This window comes from Georgenia sp. (genome assembly GCF_054605595.1).
In genome coordinates, this window is sequence record NZ_JBTSDU010000047.1 from 1 (window position 1) to 20,313 (window position 20,313).

Annotated in this window: 19 protein-coding genes, 1 tRNA gene and 1 pseudogene; 9 read left to right on the top strand and 12 right to left on the bottom strand. The window is 72.0% G+C overall.

The features are described 5' to 3' along the window. Positions 1–110: 110 nt before the first annotated feature. Positions 111–350, top strand: coding sequence for a VOC family protein (locus tag ACYC1Z_RS07490; protein WP_461408902.1), 240 nt, complete (start codon positions 111–113; stop codon positions 348–350). 126 nt (positions 351–476) lie between these two features. Here the strand turns inward: ACYC1Z_RS07490 and ACYC1Z_RS07495 are convergent, their stop codons facing one another. Continuing rightward, a complete protein-coding gene (locus tag ACYC1Z_RS07495; RefSeq protein ID WP_461408920.1) occupies positions 477–1,346 on the bottom strand; it encodes a hypothetical protein in 870 nt (289 codons plus the stop codon). 157 nt (positions 1,347–1,503) lie between these two features. Beyond that, positions 1,504–1,754: pseudogene (locus ACYC1Z_RS07500) on the bottom strand (DNA cytosine methyltransferase); the annotation flags it as partial. Positions 1,755–1,804: 50 nt separating this feature from the next. Between ACYC1Z_RS07500 and ACYC1Z_RS07505 the strand changes: the two are divergent. Together ACYC1Z_RS07505 and ACYC1Z_RS07510 are read left to right on the top strand one after the other, a co-directional pair. Further along, complete coding sequence (locus tag ACYC1Z_RS07505) at positions 1,805–2,467, top strand: aldehyde dehydrogenase family protein (protein WP_461408903.1); 663 nt, start codon at positions 1,805–1,807, stop codon at positions 2,465–2,467. Positions 2,468–2,541: 74 nt separating this feature from the next. Next, a complete protein-coding gene (locus tag ACYC1Z_RS07510; RefSeq protein ID WP_461408904.1) occupies positions 2,542–3,150 on the top strand; it encodes an HD domain-containing protein in 609 nt (202 codons plus the stop codon). Between the two features lie 84 nt (positions 3,151–3,234). On the opposite strand, the gene ACYC1Z_RS07515 is transcribed toward ACYC1Z_RS07510, so the two are convergent. After that, positions 3,235–3,786, bottom strand: coding sequence for a class I SAM-dependent methyltransferase (locus ACYC1Z_RS07515; protein ID WP_461408905.1), 552 nt, complete (start codon positions 3,784–3,786; stop codon positions 3,235–3,237). 159 nt (positions 3,787–3,945) lie between these two features. Continuing rightward, positions 3,946–4,773 carry a deoxyribonuclease IV gene (locus ACYC1Z_RS07520; protein WP_461408906.1) on the bottom strand — a complete coding sequence of 276 codons (828 nt, stop codon included), beginning with the start codon at positions 4,771–4,773 and terminating at the stop codon, positions 3,946–3,948. 265 nt (positions 4,774–5,038) lie between these two features. On the opposite strand from ACYC1Z_RS07520, the gene ACYC1Z_RS07525 reads away from it, so the two are divergent. From ACYC1Z_RS07525 to ACYC1Z_RS07540, 4 genes are all read left to right on the top strand, one after another. Then, positions 5,039–5,968 (top strand): ABC transporter ATP-binding protein, encoded by a 930-nt coding sequence (locus tag ACYC1Z_RS07525; RefSeq protein ID WP_461408907.1) that lies wholly within the window; start codon positions 5,039–5,041, stop codon positions 5,966–5,968. Then, positions 5,965–6,801 (top strand): ABC-2 transporter permease, encoded by an 837-nt coding sequence (locus ACYC1Z_RS07530; protein WP_461408908.1) that lies wholly within the window; start codon positions 5,965–5,967, stop codon positions 6,799–6,801. The genes ACYC1Z_RS07525 and ACYC1Z_RS07530 overlap by 4 nt, the downstream gene beginning before the upstream one ends. 74 nt (positions 6,802–6,875) lie before the next feature. Further along, positions 6,876–8,210 (top strand): sensor histidine kinase, encoded by a 1,335-nt coding sequence (locus tag ACYC1Z_RS07535; RefSeq protein WP_461408909.1) that lies wholly within the window; start codon positions 6,876–6,878, stop codon positions 8,208–8,210. Beyond that, positions 8,207–8,893, top strand: coding sequence for a response regulator (locus tag ACYC1Z_RS07540; RefSeq protein ID WP_461408910.1), 687 nt, complete (start codon positions 8,207–8,209; stop codon positions 8,891–8,893). The genes ACYC1Z_RS07535 and ACYC1Z_RS07540 overlap by 4 nt, the downstream gene beginning before the upstream one ends. Positions 8,894–8,916: 23 nt before the next feature. Here ACYC1Z_RS07540 and ACYC1Z_RS07545 read toward each other — a convergent pair whose 3' ends face one another. Next, entirely contained in the window at positions 8,917–10,350 is a 1,434-nt protein-coding gene (locus ACYC1Z_RS07545; protein ID WP_461408911.1) for an NAD(P)/FAD-dependent oxidoreductase, read from the bottom strand. Positions 10,351–10,450: 100 nt separating this feature from the next. Next, a tRNA-Leu gene (locus ACYC1Z_RS07550) sits at positions 10,451–10,524 on the bottom strand. Between the two features lie 207 nt (positions 10,525–10,731). On the opposite strand from ACYC1Z_RS07550, the gene nhaA reads away from it, so the two are divergent. Next, positions 10,732–11,949: a Na+/H+ antiporter NhaA gene (gene nhaA, locus ACYC1Z_RS07555; RefSeq protein ID WP_461408912.1), complete on the top strand. Its 1,218-nt coding sequence runs from the start codon at positions 10,732–10,734 to the stop codon at positions 11,947–11,949. Positions 11,950–12,046: 97 nt separating this feature from the next. Here nhaA and ACYC1Z_RS07560 read toward each other — a convergent pair whose 3' ends face one another. After that, positions 12,047–12,997, bottom strand: coding sequence for a Ppx/GppA phosphatase family protein (locus ACYC1Z_RS07560; RefSeq protein WP_461408913.1), 951 nt, complete (start codon positions 12,995–12,997; stop codon positions 12,047–12,049). Between the two features lie 55 nt (positions 12,998–13,052). Here ACYC1Z_RS07560 and ACYC1Z_RS07565 point away from each other — a divergent pair, with 55 nt between their 5' ends. Continuing rightward, positions 13,053–13,514, top strand: coding sequence for an aminoacyl-tRNA deacylase (locus ACYC1Z_RS07565; RefSeq protein WP_461408914.1), 462 nt, complete (start codon positions 13,053–13,055; stop codon positions 13,512–13,514). 67 nt (positions 13,515–13,581) lie between these two features. Here the strand turns inward: ACYC1Z_RS07565 and ACYC1Z_RS07570 are convergent, their stop codons facing one another. The 5 genes from ACYC1Z_RS07570 to mfd form a co-directional block, all read right to left on the bottom strand. Continuing rightward, positions 13,582–14,073, bottom strand: coding sequence for a DUF501 domain-containing protein (locus ACYC1Z_RS07570; RefSeq protein WP_461408915.1), 492 nt, complete (start codon positions 14,071–14,073; stop codon positions 13,582–13,584). Position 14,074: 1 nt separating this feature from the next. Next, on the bottom strand, positions 14,075–14,839 hold the full coding sequence (locus tag ACYC1Z_RS07575; protein ID WP_461408916.1) for an FtsB family cell division protein: 765 nt from the start codon (positions 14,837–14,839) through the stop codon (positions 14,075–14,077). Positions 14,840–14,954: 115 nt separating this feature from the next. Next, positions 14,955–16,232, bottom strand: a complete 1,278-nt coding sequence (gene eno / locus ACYC1Z_RS07580; RefSeq protein ID WP_461408917.1) for a phosphopyruvate hydratase — start codon at positions 16,230–16,232, stop codon at positions 14,955–14,957. A gap of 184 nt (positions 16,233–16,416) precedes the next feature. Then, entirely contained in the window at positions 16,417–16,959 is a 543-nt protein-coding gene (locus tag ACYC1Z_RS07585) for a SurA N-terminal domain-containing protein (protein WP_461408918.1), read from the bottom strand. Between the two features lie 76 nt (positions 16,960–17,035). Then, positions 17,036–20,313, bottom strand: a 3,278-nt coding sequence (gene mfd, locus ACYC1Z_RS07590; RefSeq protein ID WP_461408919.1) for a transcription-repair coupling factor, incomplete at its 5' end; no start/stop codon positions are given.

A 20,313-nucleotide genomic window follows, 5' to 3' on the forward strand; every position in this document is an offset into this window, starting at 1 on the left:
CAGGTGCCCTTCTGCCTTCGAACCTGAGACCTTCGCAAGCCTCATGTTTCCAAGGCAAAGGGCATCTGCTCGTTACGACCCGCCGACCACTACTCGCGGATCTGGGTCAGATGGGCCCGACCGAGGCCGGGTACATCGGTGGCGGCATGACCCCGCGCGCCGGGACCAACACGGCCACCGTCGTCGTCGTGGAGTGTGACGACATCGACGCCACCCTCGCCGAGATCGCCGCGAACGGGGGCGCGGCACTCTCGGAGAAGATCCCGGTAGGGGACATGGGGTTCTCGGCGTACTTCCGGGACACCGAAGGCAACGTCGTCGGCCTCTGGGAGAACGCCGCGCCCGCGTAGAGTTCTCCGGCGCACTACTGCCCGCTCGGCCCCACCGGGGATCGGTCGTGGTGTTGGTCTGCGCGCCGGAGCCTTCGCGGCGGTGGGCGATCGCGGCCCTTGGGCATGCGTCGCGACCTCACCTGATCAGCATTCCGTCGAACGATCTGCACGGCCGGTGTGGAGACCGGCCTGGCCTACGGTCTCTCTCGACGTAGCGAGCCGTTTGCGGCAAGAGGCGGGGCAACGCCACCACGCCGGAGAGTCGTCACGCCAAGACGAGCTCCTTCTCGAAGACCTCTGGTGAGGCGCTGGCATTGTCCCTACGTGCCCGTGCGCGACGAAGCGCCTGGTCGACATCGTCCCGGTGGAGCCGGATGTGCTCGCTGAGCACGCACGAAGCAGCTCGGACGTTGAGGCCGTTGCCCATCTGCTCGTACGAGGCGGCGCCGCCCTGGTCGCCGAAGTCGAACGTCTCGTCAAGACCTTGAAGCCGGGCGGTCTCACGGGGGTCAGGCGGCGGCTCCCGACGATCGTGGCCTGAGTGATCGCGACGAGCGCTGGCACGTAGGTCGGCTTCTTAGCCCTGATGCCCGAGGGGTGGAAGTGCATGATCGTGTCCCACAACGAGGCCGTGTCCTGGGCCTGCCACACGAACTTGCGTCGTGACGGCGGCATGCTCGCGAGATCGCCATGCCGGGCGAACCATGCGTCGATGACCTCGGCGTGCGCGTTGTAGAGCGCCGAGTTCTCCCGGAGAAAGTCAGCCTCCCAGGCGGGCGTCTCGTCGGTGATCTCGGGCGTGCTGACAAACGCGTCAGCCCAGATGGGGAACCCAGGTAGTTTCTCACCAGGGAGGCGTGGTCGCAGGGTTTGGACGAAGTCTTCCCAGACGTCGATCCAGCGCTGCTCTTCCCCGGTCAGTCGGTAGTTCTGGAGCCCGGTCAGCCGGTAGTTCTGGAGGTTGGGGATATCGGCGTCGTCCTCGAGCGGGAGGCCTGCCTCGAGGTCCCACATCTGGGGATCCCACGCCGTGCCGTCTGCGCGTGCGACAGGCTTTGTTGGGCACGACCGGGGCGTCCTCGATCTCGGCTCTTGCGCGCTCTGGACCCACGTACGTTCCTGTGTTGAAGACCCGTTCCCGAACCTGCGGGCTTCCCCCGAGCTCGGGTGGCAGCAGGTGGGGGGAGCGCACCGTCGGCGCGCTCGACACCTTATAGCCGAACTGTCGCAACGTTGCAATGATCGTCTTCCACGTCTCTCGGTGCGGGGGCCGGCGAGGTTGTTCACGTTCTCGAGCAGGATGACCGCGGGTTGGCGTTCCTCCAATGCACGGGCGATGTTCCAGAACAGGGTGCCGCGCGTCTCCTCCATACCGCGAGTCCGGCCCGTGACCCTTGAGTTCGGTGGAAATTCCGCAGGCATCGCGGCGGGGTTCCCGTGCCAACCCTTCTCCAAGTCCGGGTTTCAGCGCCGTGCTGCCCGACGCCGACCTCGACGAGATGTCCCAGGTGCTCATCCGCGCCACGCTGCGCAACACCGGGCAGACCTGCTACATGTCCACCAGGCTCCTCGTCCCGGTCGAGCGGTACGACGAGGTGGTCGAGATGATCACCGCGACCGTCGCGGCGGCGCCGCCGGGTGACCCGCTCGACAAGCGCACGGTCTTCGGGTCCGTCGCCACCCGGACGCAGTACGAGAAGGTCTTCGGCTACCTCGAGACCGGCCACGCCGAGGGGGCCCGCGCCACCACCTGCGGCGGTGCCGCGGACCTCGGGCAGGGGTACTTCACCCGGCCGACGGTGTTCGCCGACGTCACCCCGGAGATGTGGATCGCCCGAGAGGAGATCTTCGGCCCGGTGCTGAGCGTGCTGCGCTACGACGCCGTTGACGAGGCGGTCGGGATCGCCAACGACACCACGTTCGGCCTGGGCGGCACGGTGTTCTCCACCGACGCGGACCGGGCGCTCGCGGTCGCCCGCCGCATCCGCTCCGGCTCGGTGGGGTTGAACTTCTTCGCGTCCAACCATGCCGCCCCGTTCGGCGGCCGCGGCGACTCGGGCCTCGGGATGGAATACGGCATCGAGGGCCTGCACGCCTACCTCACGCCGCAGTCCGTCCACCGGCGCCCGCGATGAGTGCGACGGGGAGGGACTCGCTTCTCGGGCGTGACATCAGCCGTCTCGTGCCGCCCCGGGACGAGGTGCCGGGCATGGTCGCCCTCGGCGACCGGGACCGGGCCGTGTGGGACCGGGCCGCCGAGCACCTGCACGTGCGCGACAACGACGTCCACACGCTCTACTCCTACGGGCTCGCCACCGCGCTGCTGGCACGGACCCCGGCGGCGCGCCCGGAGATCGTCCTGCCCGCCATCCTCCTGCACGACACCGGCTGGTCCACCGTCCCTGAGGACGAGGTGCTCGAGGCCATCGCACCACAGGCGCGGCGCCCCGAGCTGATCCGCGCCCACGAGGTCGCCGGCGCACGGATCGCCCGCGAGATCCTGACCGACCTCGGGCACGCCCCGGGCGACGTCGAGGAGATCGCCCGGATCATCGACGGGCACGACACCCGCCCCGAGGCGCTCTCGGTCGACGACGCCTGCGTCAAGGACGCCGACAAGTTGTGGCGCATCACCCCGCATGGGCTCGCCACGGTGCAGAAGCGCTTCGGCCTCACCGCCGACGAGGCGCTGCGGATCGTCGGCTCCCGCACCCACGAGCACCTCCACACCGGTGCCGGCCGGGCGATCGGCCGAGCCCTGGGGGCGTTGGCCGGGATCCGGATCGGCCCCGAGCTGGCGGCGCTGACGACGCCGTGACGACAGCGGGCCGCCGTTCGGGCGACGGCGCCAACGTGCGGGATCGCCGGGGTCGGTTCGAGGGCTCTGCCGACCTGTCGGCGGCTACGGTCGATGCGCGACGCCGCGGGTGAGGTAACCCCAGGGTCGCAACGCCGTGGGGCCCGGCAGGTAGAAGTGCTCGACCTCGTCGATGACGAGCCCGCCAGCGTCGATCAGGTCGGCCGCGGAACGGCTGAGGTGGCAGCCCCCGGCGAAGCGACGCTCGAACGGCTCGATGCGACGCTGCCAGGCCGCGACGTCAGGGTCAGGTGCGAGGCCGTGCTCGAGGAAGTGGAACGTCCCGCCCGGGCGGAGCGCCCGGACCAGCTCGCCGACGGCGCGCTCGACGTCGGGAACCACGCAGAGCGTCAGGACGGACACCGCCGAGTCGATGCTGCCCGTGGGCACGTCGAGCTGAGCGGCGTCGAGGCTCCCACGGACGACGGGGAACTCCCGAGCCTCGACGCGCTCGCGGGAGATGCCCCACGCGACGTCGGACGGCTCGACGGCGACGACCCGGGTGACGGTGTCGGGAAGGTGCGGGAGGTTGAGCCCCGAGCCGAAGCCGATCTCCAGCACCTCGCCGTGCAGGCCCGCGCACACCTCCCGTCGCATCGGTGCGAACGTGGGGCTGCTTAGCGACCGGTCGAGCATGCGCGGCAAGAGGGATGCAGACCACCAACCCATCACGACCTCCGCCTTCGATGTCACGTCACGTCACGTCGCGTCAGCATCTCACGGGGGAGTCACCGTAGCGGTCGGCTCCGCCGGGCGTCAGAGCCGGGCGCGGATGAACTCGAAGTCCGCCCGGTGCTCCGCGGCGCCGCCCGGCGTCTCGCACACGACGGGCGCGCCCGCCTCCCGGACGACGCCCGCCAGCAGGTCCGGGTCGATGTGTCCGTGACCGAGGTTCGCGTGCCGGTCCGCGCCGGAGTCGAAGGTGTCGCGGCTGTCGTTGAGGTGGACGAGGTCGATGCGCCCCGTGATGGCACGGACCGTCCCGACGACGGTCGTGAGCTCGTTCCCGGCGGCGTGGGCGTGGCAGGTGTCGAGGCAGAACCCGACCTGGTCGAACCCATCGGCCCGGCTGATCGCGTCCCAGAGCCGCTCGATCCGCTCGGGCCACCGGGCCATCGCGTGCGATCCGCCGGCGGTGTTCTCGATCAGGATCGGCACCTTGATGTCGGTCCGATCGATCGCCTTGCGCCAGTTGTCGAAGCCGGTCTCGAGCTCCTCGTCCGACGTCACGTGACCACCGTGGACGATCAGGCCCCGGGCGCCGATCTCCGCCGCGGCGTCGACGTGCTGCTGCAGCAGCTTGCGGCTCGGGATCCGCACCCGGTTGTTCAAGGTGGCGACGTTGAGGACGTACGGCGCGTGGACGAACAGCTCGATACCCGCCGCTTCGGCGGCCGCCCGCAGGCCCGGCGCCCCGCCGTCGTACCGGAGCTCGGGCTTCTTCCAGCCCTGCGGGTCGCCGAGGAAGTGTTGGCTGTGTGCGGCGCCGCGCTCCAGCGCCCCGGCGACGGGATCCTCCTGCCGCACGTGCGCACCGATGCGCAGCGTGGCGGCCGTGAGCGGTTCCGGGGCGACGGCGGACATGCCGCCCAGCGTAGGTGACCCGGGCCCGTGGGTCACCGGCGAGCCGTCACGGCGAGCGTGGCTCAAGTGGCGGCGTGACGCGCGGGGGGCCTGGACGCGGCTCGGGGATGCAGCCCCGAGGCCTCGGCCCCGATCTCAGGGTTCGACCAGGGCATCCCCTCATTCCCGGACAGGGCCGCGGCCGCTTGACTCCTCTTGTGGCAATCGGAGCGGCTCCCCGTCCGGGCGAACAGCTATCCGCTCCCCAACGACAGAAGGTCAGGACATGATCGAGGCGGAGAACCTCACCAAGCGTTGTGGCAGCAAGACTGCTGTGGACGGCATCAGTTTCACGATCGCGCCGGGCACGGTGACGGGGTTCCTGGGGCCGAACGGTGCGGGGAAGTCCACCACGATGCGGATGATCGTGGGCCTGGACAAGCCGAGCTCGGGGTCGGTGATCGTCAACGGTTTGCCCTATGCCCGCCACCGGTCCCCGCTGCGTGAGGTCGGGGTGCTGCTGGACGCCAAGGCGGTCCATACCGGCCGTTCCGCCCGTTCCCACCTGCGCACGATGGCCGCCACCCACGGCATCTCGGCGAAGCGGGTGGACGAGGTCATCGAGATGACCGGCCTGGCGGGGGTGGCGAGGAAGCGGGTCGGTGGTTTCTCCCTGGGTATGGGTCAGCGCCTGGGGATCGCCTCGGCGATGCTGGGTGACCCGCGCACGCTCATCCTGGACGAGCCGGTCAACGGGCTGGATCCCGAGGGGGTCATGTGGGTGCGTAATCTCGTCCGGTATCTGGCGGACGAGGGGCGGACGGTCTTCTTGTCCTCGCACCTGATGTCGGAGATGGCGCAGACGGCGGACCATCTCCTGGTGATCGGCAAGGGTCGGATCATCACCGCCGGCCCGGTCCAGGACGTCATCGACTCCGCCACCGCTGCCGCCGTGCGGGTGCGCACCCCCCAGGCCGCCGACCTCGCCGCCCTGGTGCGGGCCGCGGGGGCGACCGTGGCATCCACCGAGGCCGGCGTCCTCGACCTGCACGGTCTCACCGCCGAGCAGGTCGGTCAGACCGCCGCCGCCCACGGCATCGTCCTGCACGAGCTGACGCCGCAACGCGCCAGCCTGGAGGAGGCCTACATGTCCCTGACCCAGGACGCGGTCGAGTACCGCTCCGAGACCATGCACGCGGAGGACGAGATCCGATGAGCACCCTCACCGCCCAGAGCCCCCAGCCCGTCCACCGTGCCGTCAGCGCCCGCCGCACGTTCGGCGGGGTCATGCGTGCGGAGTGGATCAAGCTGCTCTCGCTGCGCTCGACGTGGTGGACCATGGCCATCACCGTCGTCATCATGACGCTGCTGGCCCTCGCCCAGGCCTCCTCGATCCGGTTCATCATGCAGGCACCGGAGGCCGCCGGGTTGAAGCTGTACGGCGCGGAGTTCGTCATCGGCGGCTACCAGCTCGGCATGGTGACCGTGTCCGTGCTCGGCGTGCTGCTCATGACCGGGGAGTACTCCACCGGGATGATCCGCTCCACCTTCGCCGCCGTGCCCAAGCGGCTGCCCGTGCTCGCCGCCAAGGCGATCGCGCTGGTGACGCTCACCGTCGCCGTCAGCGTGGTCGGCATCATCGCCTCCTACTTCGTGGCGCTGCCGTTCCTGTCCGACTACGACCTCGTCCCCGCGCTGGACGACCCGCTGACCTGGCAGGCGTTCGGCGGGATGACCTTCTTCTTCGTCGCCTCCGCCCTCGTGGGGCTCGGCATGGGTGCGATCCTGCGTCACACCGCCGGTTCCATCACGGCGGTGCTCTCCCTGCTCCTGCTCGTACCGATGGTCCTGCAGTTCATCAACATCGGTTGGGTCCAGGACGTGCTCAACTACGTCCCGCTGCCCGCGGCGGGGTCCTTCCTGAGCCTCAGCGGCATGTTCGGCGGGAACGACACCCTGACCGCGTGGCAGGGCGTGGCCGTCGTCGGCGCCTACCCGGTGGTCGCCCTCGTCGTCGGCGCCGTGCTCATGCGCCGCCGCGACGCCTGACGCACACCCGCACGCACGTGGCGCCCCGGCCGCCCTCCCGGGCCGGGCAGGACTCTCCTGCCCGGCCCGACGGCGTGCCCTTCCCCGTCCGGCCGGGTCCACCGACCGCGGCGCCGGTCGAGCCCGCCGGCCCCACCGAGCCGATCGGGCTGCGCACCGGGCCGGTCCGCCGCTGGCTGCACGCCCACCCGTGGTGGGTCGACGGGCTCGTCGCGGCCGCCTACTCGGTCACGTGGATCACCGACCTGGTCATCACGCACGTGCTGGAGCTGCCCTTCCGGCCGCTGAGCCAGGTCGTGATGGGCGCCGTCTTCACCGTCCTGGTGCTCCTGCGGCGCCGCCTGCCGGCGCTGGGCGTCGTCGTGGTCACGCTCGCCCCCCCGCTGACCCGCCTGGTGGGCTTCGGCCTCGCCCGGGACGGGTTGGCGGAGGTACCCGCCGCGGTGGGGGACCTGAGCGCCGTCGTCCCGGCGATCTCGTCGGACCCACTCGCGCTCGCGCTGCTGCTCTACGCCGTCGCGGTCTACCGCCGCCCGCTCACGGCCTGGCTGAGCTGGGCGTTCGCGACGGCGGTCGTCGTCGCCGGCATCCTTCTCTGGTCCGACCGGTGGACCTGGTGGGGCTCGCTCATCTCCAGCGCCGCCCTGCTGACCGTCGCCCTCCTCATCGGGCTCAACATCCGCTCGCGCCGCATGCGTCTGGCCGAGCTCGAGGACCGCGCCCGCCAGCTCGCGCTCGAGCGCGACCAGCGCGAGCAGCTCGCCGTGAGCACGGAGCGGAACCGCATCGCCCGGGAGATGCACGACGTCGTCGCGCACTCGCTCTCGGTGATGGTCACCCTGGCCGAGGGTGCGTCGGCGGCGATGGCGCGTGACCCGGAGCAGGCCCGCCTGGCCCTCGACCAGCTGGCCGAGACCGGTCGCGCCGCCCTGGCGGACACGCGGCGGATGGTCGGGGTGCTGCGCGAGGACCTCCCGGCGAGCACCTCGTCCGGCGAGGCCGTCCCGCTGACCCCGCAGCCGGGCCTGCACGCCGTCACCGACCTCGTGGACCAGTTCCGCGCCACCGGCCTGCCCGTGCGCCTGGTGGAGGAGGGGCCGCCGCTGCCGGCGGACGCCAGCCTCCAGCTCACCGTGTACCGCATCGTCCAGGAGTCGCTGACGAACGTGCTGCGCTACGCGCGCCTCTCGCCCCGGATCGACGTGCGCATCACCCGCACGGTCGGGACCGTGGTGATCGAGGTGGACAATGAGGCCGGCAGCACCGGCGCCGCACTGGCCGGCTCCGGCAAGGGACTGATCGGGATCCGGGAGCGGGTCGCCGTCTATGACGGCAGCGTCCGCGCCGGGCCGACCCCGACCGGCTGGCGGGTGCGCGCCGAGCTGGCCTGGACCGAGGAGGGACGATGAGCGACGCCGGCGCGATCCGGGTGCTCCTGGCGGACGACCAGGCGCTGCTGCGGATGGGCTTTCGCATGGTGCTCGAGGCCGAGGCGGACATCGATGTCGTCGGCGAGGCGGCCGACGGCGCCGCGGCCGTGACGATGGCGGCCGCCCTGTGCCCCGACGTCGTGCTGATGGACGTGCGGATGCCCGGCACCAACGGCATCGCCGCGACCCGGCAGATCCTTGCCGCCCGGCCCCAGAGCCGGGTGCTGATCCTGACGACGTTCGACCTCGACGAGTACGCCTTCGAGGGCCTGCGGGCCGGGGCGAGCGGCTTCCTGCTCAAGGACACCCGCCCCGCCGACCTGCTGCAGGCGATCCGGACCGTGGCAGCCGGGGACGCGGTCGTGTCCCCGCGCGTCACGCGGCGCATGCTCGAGCTCTTCGGTCAGTTCCTGCCCGCGGGCGGTGCGACGAGCGACGGTACGCGGCGCGACCCCCGGCTGGCGGGCCTGACGGCCCGCGAGCTGGAGGTCCTCGGACTCATCGCCGAGGGCCTGTCCAACGCGGAGATCGCGGGCCGGCTCGTGGTCTCGGAGACGACGGTCAAGACGCACGTGGGCAACGTGCTCAGCAAGCTCGACCTCCGCGACCGGGTCCAGGCGGTCGTGCTGGCGTATGAGACGGGCCTGGTGCGGCCGGGCTGACGGCGTCCTCCGGGTTCCGGCCGTCACCGACCGGAGGCAGCCGCCTCCTGGAAGGCTGCGCGCGGGTTCTGCAGCGTCGCCATCGACACCAGCTCGCGTCGGAAGAGCAGCGCGCCCGTCCAGTCGAGGACGATGCGCACCCGACGCTCCCACGTGGGCATCGCCATGACGTGGTAGGTGCGGTGCATGAACCAGGCGACCGGCCCACGGAACTTCACGCCCTTGATCTGGGCGACGCCCTTGTACAGGCCGAGCGAGGCGACGGTGCCGATGTCCTCGTGCCGGTACTCCTGGGGATCCTCGCCCCGCAGGACCAGCGCCAGGTTGTCGCCGAGCGTCTTGCCCTGACGTACCGCGTGCTGCGCCGTGGGCGCGCACGTCGCGCCCGGCGCGCCGGTGAGGTCCGGGACGGCGGCGTTGTCGCCGGCGGCCCAGGCACCTTCGACCACGACGCCGTCGGCGTCGACCACCTGGAGGGTGGCGGCCGTGCGGACCCGGCCACGCCCGTCCAGCGGGAGGTCGGCGTCGGCGAGCACGGGGTTGGCCTTGACGCCGGCGGTCCACACGATCGTGTCAGCACCGAACTCCTCACCGGTGGAGAGCTCGACGTCGCCGTCCACGCAGGAGTCGAGGAACGTGTCGAGGTGGATCTCGATGCCGCGGGCGCGGAGCTGCTCGATGGCGTAGCCGCCGAGCTCCTCGCCGAGCTCGGGCAGGATGTGGCCGGCGCCCTCGACGATGACGAACCGGAGGTCCTCCGGGGCGATCGAGTCGTACTCCTTCGTGGCGGCGCGTGCCATGTCCTCGACCTCGCCGATCGCCTCGATGCCGGCGAACCCACCACCGACGAAGACGAAGGTCAGCATCCGACGACGCTCCGCGACGTCCCACGTCGAGTCGGCGAGCGCCAGCTGGTTGAGCACCTTGTTGCGCAGCGCCGTCGCCTCCTCGATCTGCTTGAAGCCCATGGCCTGCTCGGCGAGACCGGGTATCGGCAGGGTCCGGGCGACCGAGCCCAGGCCGACGACGAGGTGGTCGTACGCGACCTCGTAGGGGTCGTCGCCGGTGAGCGGGGTGATGGCGGCCTTGCGCTCCGCGTGCCGGATCTGCGTGATCCGGCCGGTGATCACCGTGGTGCCCTTGAGCTCGCGCCGCAGCGACGTCACGACGTGGCGCGGCTCGATCGACCCCGCCGCCGCCTCCGGGAGGAAGGGCTGGTAGGTCATGTAGGAGTGCGGGTCGACGACGGCGATCTCGACGTCCGCGCGCCCGAGCTGCTTGCGCAGGTTCAGCGCCGAGTACAGGCCGACGTACCCGCCGCCCGCGATGAGGATGCGCGGCGTGCGGCCGGGCTTCACCGGACGTGCCGCCGCGCTCCGTGCGGCGGCCGATCTCACGGCGTACGAGCCGGCCCCGGCGAGCGCACCGGCGGCAGCGACTTTGAGAAGAGCACCCATGCGTAAATGCTACGGGTCGAGTTCCGGAGCAGCCATCCCTTTCGGTGCACCGTCCCGTGAGACCTGCCACGCCTCGTGCCGGGCACGTCCGTCGGGCCGGTGCCCCCAGCGGGGGTCGAACCCGCACTGTGCCGGGTTTAAGCCGGCTGCCTCTGCCAGTTGGGCTATGGGGGCGGCACGCACGTGCCATCCTGCCCCACCCGCGCCCCACGCCGGTCGAGCCGGTCACGGGCCGACCCGACACCGGAGCCGGCCCCCGAGGAAACTCACGGCACCTTCCGCCGAATTCTTGGGCGGTGGCCGTAAGGTGACGGCAGCACAGACCGGGCGCTCCCGTCGACGAGGCGCTCCGACGGTCCCCGAGCAGGAGTCACCTCACCGATGAGCACGCACACCACCGGCCCCATCCGGATCTTCGCCGCCTACCGCGACAAGCTCCAGAACGAGACGTTCGCGGGCATGGTGCTCCTGGCCGGGGCGGTCGTCGCACTGATCTGGGCCAACTCCCCCTGGCGGGAGAGCTACCAGGTGCTGGCGGGATACGTCGTCGGGCCGCAGGCGCTGCGTCTGGACCTGCCGATCGCCTCGTGGGCCTCGGACGGCCTGCTCGCCGTCTTCTTCTTCGTCGTCGGCCTCGAGCTCAAGACCGAGTTCGTCACGGGCGCGTTGCGCGACTTCAAGCTGGCGCTGGTGCCGATCCTCGCCGCCGTCTGCGGCATGATCGGCCCGGCCCTGGTCTACACCGTCACCCAGGTCATCGCCGGATCGGGTATCTACGACGGCTGGGCCATCCCGGTGGCCACCGACATCGCGTTCGCCGTCGCCGTCCTGGGGATCTTCGGTCGCGGCATGCCGCCGGCCGCGCGCACGTTCCTGCTCACCCTCGCCGTGGTGGACGACCTGCTGGGCATCACCGTCATCGCGATCTTCTACACCGAGCAGATCGACATCGTCTTCCTCGTCCTGTCCCTGGCGTTCATCGCGCTGTTCGCGGTACTGGTCAACCGGCGCGTGACGTCGTGGTGGCTGCTGGTCCCGATCGCCGCCGTCGCGTGGGGCTTCATGCACGTCTCGGGCGTGCACGCGACCATCTCGGGCGTGCTCATGGGTCTGAGCGTGCCGGCGCTGGCCCACGCGGGCGGGGGCGAACCGCTCACCCACCGCTTCGTCGGCCGGCTCCAGCCCTGGTCCGCGGGCCTCGTCCTGCCGATCTTCGCGTTCTTCGCGGCGGGGGTCTCCGTCGTCGACTCCGGCGGCCTGGGCGGCATGCTCGCCGATCCGGTGGCGATCGGCGTCTACCTCGGCCTGCCGCTGGGGAAGTTCCTGGGCATCTGGGGCGGGGTGGCGCTCATGACGAAACTGAGCCAGCTGCGGCTGGGCGACGGCCTCGGCCTGGCGGACATCGCACCGGTCTCGATCGTGGCGGGCATCGGGTTCACCGTGTCCCTGCTCATCGCCACACTCTCCTTCGACGCCGCCGACCCCCACTCGGCACACGCCCGCGTCGCCGTCCTGCTCGGCTCGCTCCTCGCGGCAGTGCTCGGGGCGATCGCGTTGCGTGTCCGCGTCCGGTACCGCTGGCGCGGCGCGGCGCGCTAGCAGGCGTTCCTCCCCGCCGACGGCGGGCTCACCCCACGACGGCGGGCACACCGCACGACGGCGGCACACCGCACGACGGCACAGCCGGCCGCGCTGCTCACTCGGCGAGCGAGAGCGCGATCCCGTCCAGGATGTCGTGCTCGCTCGTGGTCACGGTCTCGAGGGCGCCCCCGAGCCTCGCGACCTCCGCCTGGACGCGGGAGATCACCTCGGACCAGATGAGCGCGCCGGCGCCGATGACGTCGACCCGGCCCGGATGCATGAACCCCATCGCGGCCCGCTCCTCGCGGGTGGCGTGCAGCAGCGCGTCGCAGGAGGCGAGCACCGTCTGAACGGGCAGCGTGGCACCGTCGATCGCGGCGGCGTCGTAGCGGGTCAGGCCGAGGGCGTGCGCGGTCACCGTGGTGACCGAGCCGGCCAGCCCGACCAGCGTGCGCACGCGACGCAGCGAGACCTTCGCGCCGGCACGGTCGAGCAGGGCCCGCACGTCCGCACGGGCGGCGGCCTCCTGCGCCGGGGACGGCGGGTCGTCGTGGAGGTGACGTTCGGTCAGCCGCACACAGCCGATGTCCATCGAGTACGCCGCGGCGGGCTCCCCGGAACCCAGCACGACCTCGGTCGAACCGCCGCCGATGTCCACGACCAGGTCGGGCCCCGGGTGCCGCACCGGGTCCAGGACGCTCGCCGCACCGGCGAAGCTCAGCGCCGCCTCCTCCTGCCCGGAGACGATCTCGGGCAGCACACCCAGCGTCGCGTGGACGCCGTCGACGAAGGCCTGCCGGTTCTCGGCGTCCCGGGTGGCCGACGTCGCCACGAAGCGGATCCGTTCGACGTCGTGCTCGCGGCACACCGACGCGTACTCGCGGGCCATGTCGAGCGTGCGGGCCAGCGCGGTGGGATCGATCCGACCCGTGCGGTCCACGCCCTGGCCGAGACGGACCACCTCCATCCGGCGCACGATGTCCGTCAGGCGCCCGGCGGCGTCGACGTAGGCGATGAGCAGGCGGATGGAGTTGGTCCCACAGTCGATGGCAGCTACGCGATTCACGGGGACCACCCTGCCACGCTGCACCTCTGCCCCGTCGCCTCCTAGAGTGGCCGGCATGACTGAGGAGCGAGCCGTCTCGGCTCTCGAGCACGCCGGGATCGACTTCACCCTCACCCGCCACGGGCGGGTGACCAGCCTTGAGGAGGCCGCCGCGGCGCGCGGCGTGGCGCCGTCGGCGATCGTCAAGACCCTGGTGGTGCGCCGCGGTGAGCACGACTACCTCTTCGTCCTCGTGCCCGGCGGGCGGGCGATCTCGTGGCCGAAGCTGCGGGCCCTGCTCGGTGTCAACCGCATGTCCATGCCCGACGCCGCCACCGCGAAGGACGTCACGGGCTACGAGCGCGGCACGATCACCCCGTTCGGCGCGACGACGGCGTGGCCGGTGATCGCGGACGAGACCGTCACGGGGACGATCTCGATCGGGGCCGGGGCGCACGGGGTCGCCGCCACCGTGGCAGCGGCCGACCTCGTCGACGTGCTCGGGGCGCAGGTCGCCGACGTCACCGAGCCGGAGTAGCGCCGCCCGGGAAGCACGGGCCGCCGGTACGGTCGGTGCCATCCGGGCGTGCGCCCGGCGAGCACGCTCAGCAGGAGCAGCGCAGCGGGCTCCAGGTGCCCTCGAGCAGGCGCAGGGTCTCGTCGCCCAGCGGGTTGACTCCCGGCCCGACGGCGAGGCTGTGGCCGAGCAGGGCGTGCAGGCACTTCACCCGGGTGGGCATCCCGCCCGCCGAGACGCCCGCGATCTCCGGCACCTCGCCGAGCTCCGCCCGCCGGGCGAGATAGTCCTCGTGCGCGCGCCGGTACGCGGCGGCGAGCTCGCCGTCCGCGGCGAGCCGTTCGTTCATCCCGACCATCGCCTGCCCCGCCTCGAGCGTGGAGACGGCCTTCACCGCCGGCGGGCAGGTGAGGTAGTACGACGTCGGGAAGGGTGTGCCGTCGTCGAGCCGCGGCACCGTGCGCACGACCGTCGGGCGCCCGCACACGCAGCGCGCGGCGATGGCGACGACGCCGCGGGGCACCCGGCCCAGCTGCTCGGCCAGCACCTCGAGATCGCGCTCGGTCACGTCGGTGTCCATGTCATCCCCCGCTCTCGGGCACCGTCGGCCGGGACGGGTCCTCGCTCGCCGGGACGGTCAGCCCGGACGGGTCCTCCTCACCGGTCCCGGACTCCCCCGCCAGCTGGACGGACTCCCAGACCCGCAGGTACCACGGGGTGGCGGCGGCGCGGGCCGCGGCCCGCGCCGCAGCCTCGACGTCCGCCACGTTCTCCCCGCCGGTGACGGTCTCGGGGTCGACGACGATGTACGGCGTCTCGCCCGGCATGACGTAGCCGAGCCGGTCCCGGGCCTGCGCCTGTACGTACTGCGGGTCCTGCCACAGCTCGAGACGGCGTTGCAGGTCGGTGTTGCGCGCCCGGGCCCCGTCCACCTCGGCGTTCAGGGACCGTAGCTGCTCCTGCTGGGCGACGGCGTAGCGCAGCGTGGGGGCGAGCACCACGAACGCGACGAGCGCGACGAGGAAGATCACGAGCACGCGCAGGCTGATCGCGGGCGCCGGGGTAGAACCGTCGTCGTGGCCGAAGGCGAGCGCGCGTCGCCCGCCGCCCGCACGCGCCGTGGCCGGGGTGGGAGGGGCCTTGCCCGGTGTGGAACCGGCCTTCGGCGCCGAGGGACGGGCCTTGCCCGGGGAACCGGCCTTCACCGCCGTGGGGTGCTGGGGTGTCGTCGCGGGACGCGGCGCCGCCGCTCCCATCGGCCGGGCCGCCGGCCGATACCGGGGCGCGGCGGCCGGCTGTCCGTCGGCGCGCCGGGTACGGGGCGCGGTCGGACGGCGGGCACTCATGGCTCCATGCTCTCCCATGCGACGCGCGAACGCCGGGAGCGGTGGAGCGTGAGTCTCGCACCATCACCCCCGGCGTCCCGGGCTCTCCCGGCCGTGGCCGGGGGTCAGCGACCCGTCAGCGACCGGTGCGCGGGAAGGCGGTGCGGCCGGCGTAGACCGCTGCGTCCTCCAGCTCCTCCTCGATGCGGAGCAGCTGGTTGTACTTGTTGATGCGCTCGCCGCGGGCGGGCGCACCGGTCTTGATCTGGCCGGCGTTCACCGCAACGGACAGGTCCGCGATGGTGGTGTCCTCGGTCTCGCCGGAACGGTGGGAGACCATGGCGGTGAACCCGTTGCGCTGAGCCAGCGTGACGGCGTCGAGCGTCTCCGTCAGGGACCCGATCTGGTTGAGCTTGACCAGCAGGGAGTTCGCCGAGCGCAGCTCGATGCCCTTGGCCAGACGCTCGGGGTTCGTCACGAACAGGTCGTCACCGACGATCTGGACGCGGTCGCCGACCTCGGCGACGAGCTGCGACCAGCTCTGCCACTCGTCCTCGCTCAGCGGGTCCTCGATGGAGACGAGCGGGTAGTCCGCCACGAGCTTGCCGTAGTAGGCGATCATCTCGGCGGGCGAGGTGGCCTTGCCCTCGAACTGGTACGCGCCGTCGGCGAAGAACTCGGTGGAGGCGACGTCCAGGGCCAGGGCGATGTCCTCGCCCGGCTTGAACCCGGCCTTCTCGATGGCCACGAGGATGAGGTCCAGGGCGGCACGGTTGGACTCGAGGTTCGGTGCGAAACCACCCTCGTCGCCCAGTCCCGTGGCGAGGCCCCGCTCCTTGAGCACGGACTTCAGCGAGTGATAGGTCTCGGCGCCCCAGCGCAGCGCCTCCTTGAACGTCGGCGCGCCGACGGGGGCGATCATGAACTCCTGGATGTCGACGTTGGAGTCCGCGTGGGACCCGCCGTTGAGGATGTTCATCATCGGGACGGGCAGCAGGTAGGCGTTGGGGCCGCCCACGTAGCGGAACAGCGGCAGTCCGGCCGACTCGGCGGCAGCCTTGGCCACGGCGAGCGAGACGCCGAGGATGGCGTTCGCGCCGAGCTTGCCCTTGTTCGCGGTGCCGTCCAGGTCGATCAGCGCCTGGTCGATGATGCGCTGCTCGGTGGCGTCGTAGCCGAGGATCTCCGGGGCGATCGTGTCGATCACCGCGTCCACGGCGTTCTGCACGCCCTTGCCCAGGTAGCGGGACTCGCCGTCACGCCGCTCGACGGCCTCGAATGCGCCGGTGGACGCGCCGGAGGGCACGGCCGCCCGCGCGACGGTGCCGTCCTCGAGCGCGACCTCGACCTCGACGGTGGGGTTGCCGCGCGAGTCGAGGATCTCACGGGCGCCAACGGCCTCGATGCTGGCCACAGGGTCTCCTTCGTTCGGTGGGGTACTCGGAGCAGAACGTGCCCCACGGTAGTACTCACGCCGGGGCACCGCCGGGGGACCAACCGCCCGTGAGCGCGCCGTTCGGGGCGGATGTGAGCAAGAACACCGGTCGGGGCGCGGTACGCCGCGGCGGGGCCGGGCACTTGCCCGGCCGAGGCCCGGGCTACTGCGGGGTGGCCGGGGCGATCCAGTCGTGCGTGACCGGGGCGATCAGACCGTTCTCGTCGATCTCGCCGTAGCGGGGGTTGACCACCGTCTTCGCCTCCTTCATCCGGGCGCCGAACGCCTCCGCGATCGCCTGCCCGTCCGGGCTGGACTGCACGTCGGTCAGGACGAACAGGTAGCGGCCGAGCTCGAGCGTGCTGTCCGCGAACCCGCCCTCGGGGACCTCGTTGCCGGCGGTGGTCAGCTGCTCCGCGAAGATGTCGGTGATCTGCTCGTCGGAGTAGGCGATGCCGTACCCGGCCGCGACGTCCGGCAGGACCTGCGCGGCCATCAGGGTGTTGAGCACCGCCCGCGGCTGGGCGTCCGACTGCCCGGTGATCTCGACGAACTCGCGCTGGGCGACGTCGACGTCGTCGATGGTGATGCGGGTGCCGTCGATGACGGCGGCCGTGCCCGGCTGCGCGGAGCAGCCGGCGAGCGCGACGCCGGCGACGGCCAGGGCGGCGAGGGAGAGGATGCGGCTGGAACGGTGTGCGGACACGTACGGACCTCCGGGCTGTCCCGGCGCCGGTGCGCCGAGATCGTGTGCTGGACCACTGATCATCGTAGTTCCCCGCTCAGACGGTACCGGTCCCGACCTTCGCCGCGGCGGCGACGGAGCCGGAGAGGACGGCGTCGAGGAGCTCGCGCACCCATGCCATGAGCGCGACGTCGCGCAGCGGCTTACCGCCCAGGCGCGCCGTCATCGGGTACGGCACGAGGATCGTCCGGACCGCCGGCTTGAGCACGGTCCCCGGATAGAGGCGCTTGAGCCGCAGCTGCGCGGACTCCGCCAGCTCCACCGGGGCGAACCGCACGTACTTGCCCTGGGCGGTGATGTCCGTGAGCCCGAGGTCGCGCGCCCGGTCCCGCAGGGCGGCGACGGCGAAGAGCCGCTCGACCGGCTCCGGCACCGGCCCGTAGCGGTCGGTGAGCTCCTCACGCACGGCGGCGATGGCGGCGTCGTCCGCGACGGCCGAGATCTTGGCGTAGGCCTCGAGGCGGAGCCGCTCGTGGGCGATGTAGTCGTGCGGGACGTGGGCGTCGACCGGCAGCTCGATCTTGACGTCGGCCTTCTCGGCCTCCTTGTCGCCACGGAACTCCGCGACGGCGTCGGAGACCATGCGCACGTACAGGTCGAAGCCGACCCCGGAGATGTGCCCGGACTGTTCGCCACCGAGCAGGTTCCCGGCGCCGCGGATCTCGAGGTCCTTCATCGCCACCTGGATGCCGGCGCCGAGGTCGGTGTGGGCGGCGATGGTGGAGAGGCGGTCGTGCGCCGTCTCCGTCAGGGGCTTCTCGGGCGGGTAGAGGAAGTAGGCGTACGCGCGCTCGCGGCCGCGCCCCACCCGGCCGCGCAGCTGGTGCAGCTGCGAGAGGCCGAAGGCGTCGGCACGCTCGACGACGAGGGTGTTGGCGTTGGAGATGTCCAGGCCGGTCTCGATGATCGTCGTGCACACCAGGACGTCGAACTCCTTGTCCCAGAACTTCTGGATGACCTTCTCGAGCTGGTGCTCGCCCATCTTGCCGTGGGCGACGGCGACGCGGGCCTCGGGCACCAGCTCGGCCAGGTGCTGCGCGGTCTTGTTGATGGACGAGACGCGGTTGTGCACGTAGAACACCTGGCCCTCGCGCAGCAGCTCCCGGCGGACGGCGGCGGCGACCTGCTTCTCCTCGTACGCACCGACGAAGGTCAGCACCGGGTGGCGCTCCTCCGGCGGCGTCGCGAGGGTGGACATCTCCCGGATGCCGGTGATGGCCATCTCCAGCGTGCGCGGGATGGGGGTGGCGGACATGGCGAGCACGTCCACGTCGGTGCGCAACTGCTTGAGCGTCTCCTTGTGCTCGACGCCGAAGCGCTGCTCCTCGTCGATGACCACCAGGCCCAGGTCCTTGAACCGGACCTCGCCGGTGAGGAGGCGGTGGGTGCCGATGACGACGTCGACGGTGCCCTTGCGCACACCGTCGCGCACCGCGGTGGCCTCGGCGTCGGACTGGAAACGGGACAGCGGCTTGACCGTGACCGGGAACCCGGCGTACCGCTCGGAGAAGGTGTCCAGGTGCTGCTGGACGAGCAGCGTCGTCGGCACGAGGATCGCCACCTGCTTGCCGTCCTGGACGGCCTTGAACGCGGCCCGCACGGCGATCTCCGTCTTGCCGTAGCCGACGTCGCCGCTGATGAGCCGGTCCATCGGGACGGGCTTCTCCATGTCGGCCTTGACCTCGTCGATGGTGACGACCTGGTCGGCGGTCTCCTGGTGGGGGAACGCGTCCTCGAGCTCGCGCTGCCAGGGGGTGTCGGGCCCGAAGGCGTGGCCCTTGCTCGCCATGCGCGCGGCGTAGAGCCTGATGAGCTCGGCGGCGATCTTCTTGACGGCCTTCTTCGCGCTCGCCTTCGTCCGCGCCCAGTCCGAGCCGCCCAGCTTGCTCAGCGTGGGCGCCTCGCCGCCGGTGTACTTGGTGACCTGGTCGAGGGAGTCGGTGGGGACGAACAGCCGGTCGGCGGGCTGGCCCCGCTTCGAGGCGCCGTACTCGATCACCAGGTACTCGCGCGTGGTCGCGTCGGCGCCGGTACCCACCGTGCGGGAGGCGAGCTCGACGAACCGGCCGACGCCGTGCTGCTCGTGGACCACGTGGTCCCCGGCGCGCAGCGCGAGCGGGTCGACGACGTTGCGCCGCTTGGAGGGCATGCGGCGCATGTCCCGGGTGGAGGTGCCGGCGCGGCCGGTGATGTCCGCCTCGGACAGCAGCGCGAGGCGCGGACCCTCCGCGACGAAGCCGCGGCCGCTGCTGGCCGTGGTCACCTGGACGACGGACTGCGGTGGCACGTCGGCGACCTCGTCCACGAGAGCGGCGGGTACGTCGGCGGCGGCGAGCTGCTCGGCCATGCGCCGGCCCGGGCCGGGGCCCTCGGTCGCGAGGACCAGGCGCCAGCCCCGATGGACGAGGTCGGCGAGGTCGGTCAGGGCCCGCTCGACGTCGCCGTTGTACCGCTCGACGTCGCGGGCGGCCACGGCCAACGGCCGGTCGGCCGGGGCGCCGTCGTCGTCCATCAGCTCGACGAGGTCGGCGTCGGTCGGCAGGGTCGACAGGGACCACCAGCCCAGGCCCCGGGCGAGGGCGACGGCGCGGGCCTCGGCGAGCTGGGAGAAGGAGGCGGCGCGCAGGTCCAGCGGGGTGCGGCCGCCCTGGGCTGCGGCGGCCCAGGCGGCGGCGAGGAACTCCTCGGTCGTGGCGACGAGGTCGTGGGCGCGGCGGCGGATCTTCTCCGGCTCGGACAGGACCACGAGCGCGTTGTCGGGCACGAGCTCCAGCACAGGTTGCATGCCGTCCACGAGGACCGGCGCGAGGGACTCCATACCCTCCACGGCGATCCCCTGGGCGAGCTTGTCGAGCATGTCGACGGCGCCGGGCAGGTCGGGCACGAGCGCGGCGGCGCGGGCGCGGACGTCGTCGGTGAGCAGGAGCTCACGGCAGGGCGGCGCCCACAGGCCGTGCTCGGCCGGCTCGAGGGAGCGCTGGTCGGCGACGGCGAACCAGCGGATCTCCTCGACGGTGTCGCCCCACAGCTCGAGGCGCACGGGGTGGTCCTCGGTGGGTGGGAAGACGTCGATGATGCCGCCGCGGACGGCGAACTCGCCGCGCCGCTCGACCATGTCCACCCGGGTGTAGGCCGCGCCGGCCAGGTCCGCCGCGAGCTGCTCGAGGTCGACCTCCTGGCCGACCTGCACAGCGACCGGCTCGAGGTCGCCGAGGCCGGTCACCACCGGCTGCAGCAGCGCCCGCACCGGTATCACGAGCACCCGGATCTCCCCGGCGGGCCCGCCGTCGGGGGGGGGGTGCGCGAGCCGGCGCA

What these genes read in the sequence shown, in the direction of transcription:
- ACYC1Z_RS07490 (WP_461408902.1), top strand. Translation starts at nt 111, where the DNA reads ATGGGCCCGACCGAGGCCGGGTACATCGGTGGCGGCATGACCCCGCGC.
- ACYC1Z_RS07495 (WP_461408920.1), bottom strand. Translation starts at nt 1,346, where the DNA reads ATGTGGGACCTCGAGGCAGGCCTCCCGCTCGAGGACGACGCCGATATC.
- ACYC1Z_RS07510 (WP_461408904.1), top strand. Translation starts at nt 2,542, where the DNA reads ATGGTCGCCCTCGGCGACCGGGACCGGGCCGTGTGGGACCGGGCCGCC.
- ACYC1Z_RS07515 (WP_461408905.1), bottom strand. Translation starts at nt 3,786, where the DNA reads ATGCGACGGGAGGTGTGCGCGGGCCTGCACGGCGAGGTGCTGGAGATC.
- ACYC1Z_RS07520 (WP_461408906.1), bottom strand. Translation starts at nt 4,773, where the DNA reads ATGTCCGCCGTCGCCCCGGAACCGCTCACGGCCGCCACGCTGCGCATC.
- ACYC1Z_RS07525 (WP_461408907.1), top strand. Translation starts at nt 5,039, where the DNA reads ATGATCGAGGCGGAGAACCTCACCAAGCGTTGTGGCAGCAAGACTGCT.
- ACYC1Z_RS07530 (WP_461408908.1), top strand. Translation starts at nt 5,965, where the DNA reads ATGAGCACCCTCACCGCCCAGAGCCCCCAGCCCGTCCACCGTGCCGTC.
- ACYC1Z_RS07540 (WP_461408910.1), top strand. Translation starts at nt 8,207, where the DNA reads ATGAGCGACGCCGGCGCGATCCGGGTGCTCCTGGCGGACGACCAGGCG.
- ACYC1Z_RS07545 (WP_461408911.1), bottom strand. Translation starts at nt 10,350, where the DNA reads ATGGGTGCTCTTCTCAAAGTCGCTGCCGCCGGTGCGCTCGCCGGGGCC.
- nhaA (WP_461408912.1), top strand. Translation starts at nt 10,732, where the DNA reads ATGAGCACGCACACCACCGGCCCCATCCGGATCTTCGCCGCCTACCGC.
- ACYC1Z_RS07565 (WP_461408914.1), top strand. Translation starts at nt 13,053, where the DNA reads ATGACTGAGGAGCGAGCCGTCTCGGCTCTCGAGCACGCCGGGATCGAC.
- ACYC1Z_RS07570 (WP_461408915.1), bottom strand. Translation starts at nt 14,073, where the DNA reads ATGGACACCGACGTGACCGAGCGCGATCTCGAGGTGCTGGCCGAGCAG.
- ACYC1Z_RS07575 (WP_461408916.1), bottom strand. Translation starts at nt 14,839, where the DNA reads ATGAGTGCCCGCCGTCCGACCGCGCCCCGTACCCGGCGCGCCGACGGA.